We start from the raw sequence: 12,279 nt of genomic DNA, 5'->3' as shown, positions 1-12,279 counted from the left end.
CGGTGCGCGTCTTTACCACCGCCGGCGACACCGTCAATCCAGCTGATTACTGCGGCGTTCGAGGCAGAGGTTGCGTTTCACCGTTGCTGAAGCCGACGCGTTTTCATGCCGAGCCTGACCTTCAAGGGTACTTAGTTGATTCCGGCCGCCATACTGAACGCCTTCTGGATGATGCGTTCATTGCAGAGATGCGAGTCGGCAAAGCTCGCCGATTCCCTCGGTGTCGGGGGCTGGACCACCTCCACGCCGCCGAGCTGCCGCAAACACGGAGATGAGGAGCGCTGTCGACTCAGCCAGGACCCCCTCCGAAGGGCAGCTCGTCGACTCCTCGGCGGAGGAGCCCCGGATAGGCTCGCAGGATCGCCGCCGTCCTGCGCCGCCTGAGGACGCGTTCGTCAAGGCGGCTAAATTCGGATCGCGGATCAAGACCGTTTGGCCCGTCTGGAACAAGCGGTCACGACAGCGGGCGACGAGCGGATCATCTGCGTCTGGCGGACAGGGCACCGATATCGAGCACCCGCCCCCGGGAGCGTCAAGGGCTCGACGTCATCAACACCCCCTAGTAGCGCTTTGCTAGGTTCGGGGCGTTTGTTGTGGTGTAACGGTTTACCGGGGTTGATGGCGGACGAGACACGCCCGTCCAAGTCGCGCGGGAGACGGCGCAACTCCGCGGATGACCGGGTGGAGGGTCGGTCTGGGCGCAACCACTGTTGGTTCAAGGCCTAGACGCGCGGCGTGACCAGGGTCACGCGCTCGCGTGGCCGCTAAACGGCTGAGCGAGCGCACCCAGCGGGAGGTGTCGCGGGCACCGCAACTACGGGCGCCGCCTCCCAGACTGGGACGGAAACCGGTCGGGGTTGGGGTGGGCACCCGCCCCACCCCAACCCCGTGCCGGCTCGCAGACCGTCTGATGGCCCGCGACGGGGACTACTCGGCCCAGGCCAAGCCCATCTGGTTCGGGTACTGCGCCGGACCGTCTCCAGCACCCCAGCTCCAGTGGAGCTTGGTGCTCGTTGCGATCAGCGGGACCGTGTCGCGGCGCTCGGCGGTGTTCGTCCGGAAGACCAGCGACGCGGTCGAGGTCACGTCCGGCCGCACCGGGGTGAAGCGCACCGACACGACGCAGGTGCCACCCGGGGCGATCGTACGGCCCGAGCACATGTCCCGGTCGACCCGGAACACGTCCCGGTCACGGTCGGCGTCTCGCGGTTCGAGGCCCTTGCTCTCCACGTCGGTCGAGGAGATCCGCAGCGCCTGGTCGCCGGTGTTGGTGACGGTGACCTTCTGGACCTGACCGATCGTGCCCACCGGCTGCGTGGTGAACACGGGGGCCTCGGCGGCGAACGTCGGTCCGGCTGGCGCCAACGGGCCGACCTGGATGGTTTTCGAGGTGCTGATCGGCGCGAGCGAGGCGGCGTCGGTGTACGGCCGCATCGAGTCGTTCGTCACCGTTACCGTCACCGAACCACGGCGCAGTGCCGTCAGCGTCCGGGTCTGCGGGTCGAGGATCGCGACCTTGCCGTCGCGGCGGGCATCCGCGATGGCGTCGGTACCACTGCCGATCGCCAGGCTCGACGATCCGCTCCAGCGCACCGACATCGGGTATCGCAGCGGCACGACGCGCGAGCCGGTGGACACCCCCTGAGGCTGGACGATGCTGCCGCCGAGCTGCGCCGTCTTGTTCAGGTCGAGCGTCTCCGGCGCGTCCAGCGTGATCGACTGCGCGAAGGCCCGCACGTCCGCCTGCAACCACTGCTGGCTCGCGTTGCGGTCGCTGTCCACCGACCAGTTCACCCAGCCGTTGAAGCCACCCCGGTCCGGCGTGCCGTACGGATCCTTACCCGAGGAGGGCAGCACGACGTACGGGACACCTTCGACGCGGTGGACGTCGGCGATCTGGGCGTGCGAGCCGAACATGGTCACGCCCTTGCCGCTCTCGTCGCGGAAGTCCGTGAGCAGCTTCTCGATGAGTGCCACCTCGTCGCGGTCGCCGAGCTGGCTGGACTTCGACTCGGCCGGATCGTCCACCGGGTGGTGCGCGGCCACGACGACGTTGCGCACCGAGGGGTCGCGCTTGGCGTCGTGGAGCGCCTGCTGCATCATCGGCAGCTGCTCCCAGGCCGTGCCGCGCAGCGTGCCCAGCGAGCTGGCCAGCAGGATGAACCGGGTGCCCTTGTGGTCGAACGTCCGGTACGGCTGCCCGAACTCGGCCGTGAAGTTGGACAGGTCCGACTGGGTGTTGTTGAGCCCGTAGGACTCGTGGTTGCCCGGGACGTAATAGCAGGGCACCTTGCCGGTGTTCGGGTTCGGAGTGCTGTTCTCGGCCGGCTCCTGACCGACCGGGATCAGGTCGCATCCCGCGTCGGTCAGTACCTGCCGGGCCAACGCGAGATCCTGCGGCAGGCCGCGGTCGGTGATGTCACCGTTGAGGAGCACCAAGTCCGGCTTGGTCTGACGGATCCGTTGCAGAGCGGCCGTCGCGACCTGGGCCAGGCCCGGGTCGTCCGCGGTGAACTGCACGTCCGACAGCGAGGCGAAGGTCCACGTACCCGCGCCGTGCAGCGACGAGCCGTCGGTCGACACGAGCCGGTCGGGCTGCAGGTCCGGCTGCGCCGGCAGGTCGACCGAGGTCGGGACGTCGGTCTCGATGCGGCTGAGGATGAACGTGCCCGCGTGCTGCTGGGGCACGCTGGTGTTGATCCCCTGGAAGCCGGAGATCGCGATCGGGAACACGGTGTTGGCCGGCAGGGTGAACGTGGCGTACTGCCAGTCGTCGCTGGGCACCAATGCCGTTCCGTAGACGCCGGTGCCCGTGCCGTTGGCGTCGGTGTAGCCGAGGTAGGTGAGTCCACTCGGCACCGCGATGCTCGACTTGATCCTTACCCGTACGCGCAGCGGCTGACCCGGCACCGTTACCCGGTTGGCGGCGGAGGACGCGGCGATGCCGACGTTGCGCATCGCGGCGAAGTCGACCCGCAGGCCATCAGGGTCCTTGGTGAACGTGGTCGCCGCGGTGCTGTTGTTTCGCCACCTGGCCAGCACATCGTCGTTGAAGTCGTACACCGACACGTTCTGCACGCCGATCGTGATCGGCAGCCGTACCGATTTGTCCTTGACGGAGATGGTCAGGACCGTGCCGGCGGCCTTCACCGGGATGATCTGTAGTTTCCCGGCGGTGGGCTGGACGTCGATGACGCTGTGGTCGTAGTCCAGCTTGAGGTCGGTCGGGTCGATCGGGGCGGTGTAGCCCTGGTCGTCGCGGCCGGTGACGCTCACCGTGGCGGCGCCGTCGGGCGTCACGTCGGCGATGGACAGGCGGCCGGCCGACAGCTCCACGCTGTCGAGCTCGCCGAGCACGTCGACCTTCGTCGTGGCGCGCTCGCGACCGACGGTGGCGGTAACCTTGACCTGGCCGTGGTTTCGCGACGAGGCCTGCAGCACGCCGGACTTCACCGATGCGCCCTCGGCTGCCCAGCGGATCGACTCGGGTTTCACCGCGACGGGCGTCTCGTGGTTGTCGACGCCCCGAGCGAGCAGGGTGCGGTGCAGCCCTGGAAAGACCTTCACGCCTGAGTCGCTCGACGTCCCGCCCGGGGCCGGGTTGATCAGGAGCTGGTGGAGCTTGCCGTCGCCCGGGGTGACGAACACTCCGACACCGTTAGGGTCGTTGCGCTCGTGGCCGTCGGACGGCGCGTTGCGCACCGTCGCGTCGGTCCCACCCAACGCGCGGGCAACCATCGTGGTGGAACCACCGCCGTCGAGGTTGACCGCCGTCTCCACCCCCAGGGCGGCGAGGTCGCGGGCTTCCTTGTCGATGCCCACGCCGCCCTTGCCGGTGCCGCCCGGGCCGTCCCAGGTGGCGAGTACGAGGGTGCGGCCGCCGTCCTTGAAGCCGAGGGCGGTACGCGGCGCGATCGAGGTGTCCAGGCCGTCGACGACCTTGCCGCCGGACACGATGGTTCCGCCCTCGCCGAGCGCGAACTTCATCGTCTTGGCGACGTCGTTGGACAGCGCGTACTTCAGCGTGACCCGGTCGCCCGGCTGCAGCGCGCGCAGCGCGGTCGCGGCGGCGTCGCGGCCGACGAGCACGAAGCTGTCGTCCGGGATCGCGCCCGAGCCGGCCGGCCCGGTCGGCGCGACGGAGACGACCCTGTCACCCGAGACGAGGACCTCGGCGATCTGGCTGGTGTCGACGCCGGCGAAACCGCGATTACGGCTGTAGGTTCCCCACGCCGCGGTGTAGGCGATCATGCCGTTGGCGGGTACTCCCCCGCCGTTCGCAGCGTTGATCGACAAGACCTTGTGATCCGCGCCGGCGAAGTTCGCGTTCGAGTCGACCGCGAGGTCGACGAGCTGGGCGATGCCGTCCTTGCTGACTCCGACGTGCTGCCGCCCACCGATGTCCGCCGTCTTGATCAGTTGGCCGTTCTGAATCTCGCCGCCGAGCGCGGCGTTGCTGTTGCCGATGTCGAAGAACTCGCCGTTGACGCCGGCCACGGCGCCGGCCCGGTTGGCCGAGACGCTGAGCGGGCCGCCGGACGCGACCGGGCCGGAGGTCAGCAGGTCGGTGCTCACCGCGCTGTTCGACAGGTCCACCGTCAGATACTGCGCGTCGTACCAACCACTCTGGTCCAACGCCTTCACGTGCTGGAGGCCGATTCCCGGACCGATCTTCTCAGTCGTGTTGATCAGTTGAAGTCCACCGGTGACGGGTGTGTCCGGCAGGCCCGGTTTGGCACTCGCCGTGGCCGGAAACGCCACCAGCGTCACGGCCGTGGCGAGCGCGCCGATCAGCGGTGTGACCCGCCGTACGTTCAGGATTCTTGGTCTCATGTGGAACCTCGACTCAAAGGACAGCGGGCGATGAGGCCGCGCTACGCCCCCGCTCGGTCCGGGGATCGAACCGACGCTAATGATCTTGGCCGACCCGGAGATGAATCGGCCCCGACCAGCCAATGAACCTCCAAGGGCGAAGCCCTACCGCTCCTGGCTGAGGTCGCGCTCGGCGGTCACCTCGGCGGCGCGTCGGGCCGCCTGCTGCCGCAATGCCCTGAACTTCACCTGCTCGGCGATCCGGTTCAGCTCCATCAGGGCCGTGTCGGTGCCGATCGAGACAAGCACGTCCAGCCCGGCCACGGCACGGTTGTTCGCGCCCTCGCCCGGCCAGGCCCGGATCAGTGGTGCCAGGCGGCCGACCGTGTCGTCGTTGCCGACCAGGCCCAGGGCACCGAGTGCCCAGCTCTCCTTCGGCGGCATTCCGGCCGACCGCCAGCGTTCGAACAACGCCCAGCCGAACTCGGCCAGACTCGCCGGGTCGCAGGCCGCGCGGATGGTATCCATCCCGGCCCGGACCCCGCCCGTCCAGGCGGACTCCTCGCCCGCCGCGCCGAGGGCCAACATGGTGGTCAGGTGTGGAATCGACGTTGCCGGGAGCGCGCTGGCGCGATCCCGGAGCAACACCTGGGGCAGCAGGACGGGTTCAGCCCAGTCCGGCGTCCGCGGCACCGTCGTAGGCAACAGCTCCGTCGGGTCGACCGCGAGGAGTTCGTCGATCGCGGCTCGGGCCGATGGGCCGTACCCGTCGGCTGCGGCGCGCACCTCGGCGTCATATCCGGCCGCGACGATGGCCCGCAACGCCTGCTCGGCCGCCTGCCGGGGCCGCCTGGACCCGCCCAGCGCCGCCGGTACCAGCGCCCGGGCGGCGGCGGCCGGGTGCCGGGTCAGCCAGGCCAGCGCCGCCGACCGCTGTTTCTTGAGCCGGGCGAGCCAGTCGGCCATCAGCAGGGCGATTTCCGGTCCGGCAAAGGGCAGCAACGCGTGGGCCGCAAACTCCGGCCCGTCTTGGGCGACTCGCAGCACGGCCGGCAGCGCGGCGAGTTCGTACCGGGCCACCAGGGGCGGGAGGCAATGCCGTGCTTCGTACCGGTCCCGTGGCCACCACCGCGCCAACAGCGGCCGGGTCAGCTCGTCCGGGCCCAGGAGGAAGAACAGGGCCTCGTCGTAGGCCCGCGCCGCGCCCTCCCGGATCTGCTGTGCCACTGAGGTCAACGGCACCTCCCGATCCCAGCGGTACGGAGCGCGGTACTGCGGAACCCGCCAGCGCTCCTGCTCGCCCGGCTCCCAGGCGATGACCGTCGGATCCGAGCAGGTGAGTTCGGTCAGCGCGGTAGGCCGGCCTCGGCGGGTGAGCCGCTTCCCCGCCCAGGGCGGGCTGAGCAGCACCGCAGGCACCAGCTCGTCCGGCGCGTCCGGTACGCCGTCCCCGGTGCTGGCGACAGCGCCGATTACCTGCCGGGCCGCCTCGGGCAGCTCCGGGGCGACCCGCTCCACCACGGCGGGATGGGTCGCGACGTGTGCCGCCAGCAGGTCCGTGATCGCGGCGGTCGATGTCACCTCGGTCGTGGTGGCCGCGGTCGCGAGCAGGCGCAGCGCCCGAGCGGGGTACCGCTGCGCGGCGGCGGTGAGCGCGGCCTTCGCCGACGCCTCCCCGGTCCGATTCAGCAGTGTCTGAAACGCCTCGTCGGTGGGGGTGACCGCGAGCGCGGAGTACACCCGGCGTCGCTGCTCGGCGTTCAGATCGTCGCCGCCCAACCACCGGATCACCCGGCTCATCGCGGCCGGACCGACCGAGGTGAGAACGGTGGCCAGCGGCGCGAGTGACTGCGTCGCCTCCCCCGACCAGAAGTTGCCGACGACCTGGTCCAGCTGCTCGACGGTACTGACGGCGTGGAACAGCAGGAAGTGGTTGTCCGGGTCGACCGGTTGTCCACCGGCCACCAACGCGCAGTCCTCGGTCACCCAGTCGGTCCGGGTCGGCGCGAGGAACGAGGTCACCGCCCGCTGCCGGGGTGTCTGGCGGTACTCGGCGAGGGCGGCGACCGCCGCCTGGTATTCGGATTCGGGCGCGGCGGCCAGTCGCGCGCGCACCCGGCTCATGATCTCGACGGTGCGAAAGTGCATCGCGTGGTGGAACTCCAGGGCGTCGAACCTCCCTGGAGTTCGGTTCGCGCGGTAGCGGACGAGGAAGACTCCGTCCCCGAGTGACAGGTCCAGGTCGGCCAGTTCGGCGGCGGCCCGCGCGGCGAAGACCACGCCTCGACCGGCCACCCAGGCCTCAGGGAAGACCTCCACCTCGTTGCCCTGCAAGAAGCCCAGTTCCTCAGCGACCAGCCCGCAGACCACGGCCGCGCCGAGCGGCGAGCCGTCCGGCGGGACATCCGGGGACAACCACGGCCGCGCCTCGATGGCGTACCGCGGTTCGGCCCGCTCGTTGCGCAGGGTGCGCTCGACCCGGTTGAGCAGCGGCTCCAGCAGCCTCCACACCCGCTCCGCGGCGTCCGGAGCCGGCCGGAGCGGACGGGCGGTCGCCCGGTCGCGTCGCGGGTACGCCGCGCTCAGCCAGGACTTCGGCAAAGGCTGCTGGTCCTCGGTCACGTCAATCCCGAACACCGCACTCCCCAATCACTTCGTCCACCACGAATCGCACGTCGATCTTGATCGCGGGACATGCTACGTACGCCGACCGACGTCCGGGCTCCGACCCAGGCATGGTGACCGCCGCCGCTGCCGAAGGCCGAGCCGGAGCTCCGTACGACACCGCGGCACCCCAGGCGGGATGCCGGGGTGCCGCGGTCATGTCGGAGTTCGGCTGGGTCGGCGCAGTCTCGACCCTCCCGGTGGCCGGGAGAGTGGCGAGCGGGATCAGGTACGGAACGGCCCGGTGACGCAGTACGTGATGCCACCGGAAGAGGAGCCTGAGGTGCCGCGCTGAGACGAGAAGTACAGCCGGTCCCCGGCCGGGGTGAAGGCGGGACCGCAGATCTCCGACGAACTCTGGCCGGTGATCCGCAGGAACACGGAGATCTGGTCCCCTGGGGTGATCAGGCAAATCTCCATGTTGCCGCCGTCCTCGGCAACGTAGAGGTCACCGAACGTGGATCCGGTGATGTTGTCGACGCCGGTCAACGGTGCCGGGCCGGGATTGACGAGGTTGTCGTCGTAGGCGAGCTCGTAGGTCTGGTCGACGAGGTTGAGCTGCCAGACCCGGTTGTCGCCCTTGGTGGTGAACCACAGCGTGTCGTTGGAGTAGTAGCAGCCCTCCCCGCCGTTGAACGACTTGGCTCCGGACACCTGTGACCGGGTCACGGTCGGCGAGCCGTCCGGGTCGGGCACGGCCGCCCAGCTGAACGAGCCGGATGTGCCGGTGCCGGCGACCAGCACCTGCAGCCTGCCGCTGGACAGATCGCCCCACGTGTTCGGGATGAACCGGTAGAGTTTGCCGTTGCTCTCGTCCTCGGTGAGGTAGATGACCTGCCGGTCCGGATCAGCCGCAGCGGCTTCGTGCTTGAAACGGCCCATCGCCGGACGGACCACAGCGGTGCCGCCGAGCGGGTAGGTCTCCCATACCCGGCCGAGGCTGACCTCTTCACAGGACAACCAGGTGTTCCACGGGGTCTTGCCACCCGCACAGTTGTTGTTGGTGCCGGACAGGATGCGGGACGCCCCAGTGATGGCTCCGCTGGAGTTGAACAGGATCCGGGACGCACCACCGCCGGAGCCGGCGCTGGTCTCGGAGTTGGACACGTAGACCCAGCCGCTGCCGTTGGCGAACACCGCGCCACCGTCGGGCGCGTTGTGCCAGGTGTACGACGTGCCGGCCACGACCTGTCCGGAGCGGGCGACGATCTGGCTGGTGAAGCCCGCGGGAAGTTGGATGCCGTGCCCGTTGGCCGGCTGGAGTGGACCGTACGGGCCGGACGCGTTCTGCGCCGGCGCCGCGTACGCCGCTGACCAGGCGGTAAACGGCAGCGCCATCGCGCCGGCCCCGAGCACTGTGGTGCGCAGCAGATTCCGTCGATCCATCATCGAACTCCTTTGTGGGGGATGAGAGCAACGTATGGAGCTGCGATATCTGGAGGCCGGCCACAAAGGTGAACATCCGCCATCCGCGCGTGAACGAGCGGGTTCGTTCGCCGCATACGGGATAGAAGGCACTCCATGCTCTGCCCGGCGGTTGCCTGCTGACTGCTGGTCATTCGGAAGTTGCGCGGCGATCCAGCCTCGTGGGGTCCGCGCGAGCCGAGTGCGCGGCTGATGCCGGCTCTACTCGTTTGGTCCCGGGTGATGTTGTGGTCGACGCCGCGGCTCCAGGCTGCCCGCCATCCCACAGCGGCAAGTTCGGAAGCACCTGTCTGCCAGGTCGCCGAGCAGGTAAAAGCACGTGGTGGCGCGGGGGCGGCTGACGTCGATTCGGTCCCTGACGGCATCCGCGCCGGTGCCAACCCCGGCGCAGGCGCCGATACGCCGATGCGCCGATAGCGAGTACGTGAGGGACTACGCGGTCGTGCCGGCTGACCAGGTGGGCTGGAGGCAGCCGCCTGAACGCTGCTCGCCGACCACCCGGCGGGCCAGTGGCAGCTGCATGTGGTCGTGAACCACGAGGTGACGGCGGCGGAGCCGATCTATTCGTCGCTGTCGCGGGCTCGACGGGCGCGGGCTCGGTAGGCGGCGACATTAGTTCGGTTGCCGCACATCTCGTAGGAGTGCCAACGCTGGCTGCGGCTGCGGGTCGTGTCGTAGAAGATGTGGGAGCACATCTCGTTACCGCAGATGCGCAGCCGCGACCAGGTGTTGGCGGCGACAAGGTCGGCGACGGTGAGCACGATACGGCCCACGAGGGGGTCGCCGGCCACCTGCCGCAGTTGTGGTTGTCCGACCGCCGTGAAGGTTTGCCGGAATGTGAGATCGCTGGCGTACTCGGCCAGCATCGTCCACGCCTGGGCGGTCTGTGTCGGCGTGTCGGCTGCCAGCACCGCCACGAGATGATCACGGACGGCACGCACCCGATCAAGTCGGGCGGCGGTCAGGGCGTCCTGCGCCGCGGGGTCGAACGGGCCGAGGAGCACGCCGGCCTGTCGGGGATCGTCGAGGGTGTCCGGAAGTGCCGGCGTGGCGTGTGGCCGGGAGTTGAGCAGGTCCACGATCGCCACGGCCGGTGCGGGGATCCGGGGGTCCGCCCTGTCCGGGCTCTCGTGCGTAGCCATGCGCCACACACTACCTCCGACATGGCCTAAGCAACAAAGGCCTTTACAAAGCCACGGCGTGCGGGTAGGAAGTAATGGTCAATTGGCCGTAGCTCATTACGGCCGCCCTGCCAGAAGGAGCACACCCGGCATGAGTCGACTCATCCTCAGCAAGGTCGGCGGCGACCTGAACGACACCGTCAAGCTCGACCAGGACCCCGACCTGACCCTCGGGGCCGAGGAACTGCTCGTTGCGGTCGAGGCCGCCCCTATCAACCCCGCCGACCTGCTCTTCACCGCCGGCTGGTTCAGCGTCCAACCACAGATCCCCGCGCAGCTGGGCGCCGAGGGCGTCGGTCGCGTACTGCAAGCCGGGCCCCGCACTGACCAGTCCCTGGTGGGGCGGCGGGTGCTCATCCTGCCGACCTTCGTGCGCGGCACCTGGGCGAAGCAGACCGTCGTGGCCGCTCGCGACGTCGTACCGATCTCCGAGCAGGCGGACGCACTCCAGCTGGCCATGCTTTCGGTCAATCCGGCGACCGCGTACGGTCTGCTGCACGACTACGCCGAGCTCAAGCCCGATGACTGGATCGGCCTGACCCTGGCCAACTCGGCCGTTGGCCAGCACGTCATCACCCTCGCCAAGCGGGCCGGCGTGCGAATCCTGGCCGTGGTACGTCGGGAGGAGGCCGCCGAGCAGGTACGCGCGCTCGGTGCCGACCTCGTCGTACTCGACGGCGAGGATCTGGGTGACCGCGCCGCCGCCGCGCTCGGTGACCGCCGGCTGCGGCTGCTGCTGGACGGCACCGGCGGCCCGCAGCACGTCGGCGAGCTGGCACGCCTCATCGAGGACGCCGGCAGCGTGGTGACGTTCGGCGCTATCACCGGGCAGGCGCCCGTCCTGCCGCTCGGTGACTTCATCTACCGCTCGATCTCGCTGCGCAGCTTCTTCATCCTCTCCTGGATCCGCAACACCCCGCGCGAGCGGCTGACCCGGATCTACACCGAGCTCGCCGAGCTGGTCGAGCAGGGCGTACTGGAGGCGAAGGTCGAGGCGACGTACCCACTGGAGCAGTTCGCCGAGGCCCTGGCCCACGCGGGTCGCGAGCGGCGCTCGGGCAAGATCCTGTTCACCCCCACGGCGGTCGCGTGATGCCGCGATCAACGGGGCCGGACCGACTCCGTGGCCACGGCCACGGCCACGGCGCACTAGGGGTAGCCAGATGACGAGCACGTCGAACGACCCAATCCAGCCACGAACTCGCCTCATCGACGGTTTGTCGATTCGCTACGCCGAGAGCGAGGAGCGCGACGATCACGCCCTCTTGCTGAGCCCGTGGCCGGAGAGCCTGTACGCCTTCAACCCGATCTGGTCCTCGCTTGCCGAACGCGCCCATCTGGTCGCTATCGACCTTCCGGGATTTGGTCATTCCGAACGCCGTGACGAGTTGCTGGCACCACAGGCGATGGGTGAGTTCATCATCCGCGTCGCCGACGCGTTCGGGCTTGAGCGTCCACACGTCGTCGGGCCCGATATCGGCACCTCCGCATCGCTCTTCGCCGCGGCGGCGCATCCGGGCCGGCTGCGCAGCCTCGTCATCGGCAGCGGCGGCGCCGCGGTGCCGATTCAACTGGGCGACGTGCTACGGGACTGGGTGCTGGCCCCGGATGTCGAGGCGTTCCGCACCGAAGGGCGACACGTGATCGAGGCCGTGCTTCCGCACATCGAGGGATATGCGATTCCCGACCACGTCCGCGAGGACTACCTGTCATCCTACGAAGGTGACCGATTCTTCCGGTCACTTCCTTACGTGCGCAGCTACCCGAAACAGCTTCCGGCCCTCCGCGACCTGCTGCCGGGAATCCAGACGCCCGTGCAGATCATCGCCGGACGGCACGACACAGCTGTACCGCTGGTCAACGCCGAATTTCTGCACGAGCGGCTGCCGGACAGCAGACTCGACATCGTCGAGGCTGGGCACTTCACCTGGGAATCCGCACCAGATGATTACGCCGCCATCGTCACCGCCTGGTGGGACAACCATTAGGTGACGGCTCATCGCCGGCAGTGGGGTGACCTCAGGGCCGCCCCACTGCCTCGATAGCCCTGTCCCTGTGGCGACCGACGATGGACAGTCCGGTGTCCGCAATTTCGGCTACGGCTGGTTCCCGACGATGCCCTACAACGGAGCGGAGGCGCCGCATGGACGTGTCGACCCGGCAGTGGGAATCCATCCCGAGAAGAGGCACAAGCATC

At 69.1% G+C, this 12,279-nt stretch carries 6 protein-coding genes; 2 read left to right on the top strand and 4 right to left on the bottom strand.

The genetic code is table 11. The features are described 5' to 3' along the window. Nucleotides 1-927: 927 nt before the first annotated feature. The 4 genes from ACIBF8_RS27040 to ACIBF8_RS27025 form a co-directional block, all read right to left on the bottom strand. A complete protein-coding gene (locus ACIBF8_RS27040; protein WP_396786647.1) occupies nucleotides 928-4,833 on the bottom strand; it encodes a phosphodiester glycosidase family protein in 3,906 nt (1,301 codons plus the stop codon). A 144-nt stretch (nucleotides 4,834-4,977) separates the two neighbouring features. Beyond that, entirely contained in the window at nucleotides 4,978-7,449 is a 2,472-nt protein-coding gene (locus ACIBF8_RS27035) for a hypothetical protein (protein WP_396786645.1), read from the bottom strand. A 252-nt stretch (nucleotides 7,450-7,701) separates the two neighbouring features. Further along, on the bottom strand, nucleotides 7,702-8,862 hold the full coding sequence (locus tag ACIBF8_RS27030) for an alkaline phosphatase PhoX (RefSeq protein WP_396786643.1): 1,161 nt from the start codon (nucleotides 8,860-8,862) through the stop codon (nucleotides 7,702-7,704). A gap of 599 nt (nucleotides 8,863-9,461) precedes the next feature. Continuing rightward, complete coding sequence (locus tag ACIBF8_RS27025; protein ID WP_396786641.1) at nucleotides 9,462-10,043, bottom strand: CGNR zinc finger domain-containing protein; 582 nt, start codon at nucleotides 10,041-10,043, stop codon at nucleotides 9,462-9,464. 130 nt (nucleotides 10,044-10,173) lie between these two features. On the opposite strand from ACIBF8_RS27025, the gene ACIBF8_RS27020 reads away from it, so the two are divergent. Then, nucleotides 10,174-11,175, top strand: coding sequence for a zinc-dependent alcohol dehydrogenase family protein (locus tag ACIBF8_RS27020; protein ID WP_396786639.1), 1,002 nt, complete (start codon nucleotides 10,174-10,176; stop codon nucleotides 11,173-11,175). Nucleotides 11,176-11,245: 70 nt separating this feature from the next. Continuing rightward, nucleotides 11,246-12,070, top strand: coding sequence for an alpha/beta fold hydrolase (locus tag ACIBF8_RS27015; RefSeq protein WP_396786637.1), 825 nt, complete (start codon nucleotides 11,246-11,248; stop codon nucleotides 12,068-12,070). Nucleotides 12,071-12,279 lie beyond the last annotated feature (209 nt).

Source organism: Micromonospora sp. NPDC050276 (assembly GCF_044459545.1).
In the GTDB taxonomy this organism is placed as follows: domain Bacteria; phylum Actinomycetota; class Actinomycetes; order Mycobacteriales; family Micromonosporaceae; genus Micromonospora.
The sequence above is the reverse complement of the archived record's forward strand: the minus strand, read 5'-3'. Positions and strand labels throughout refer to the sequence as shown.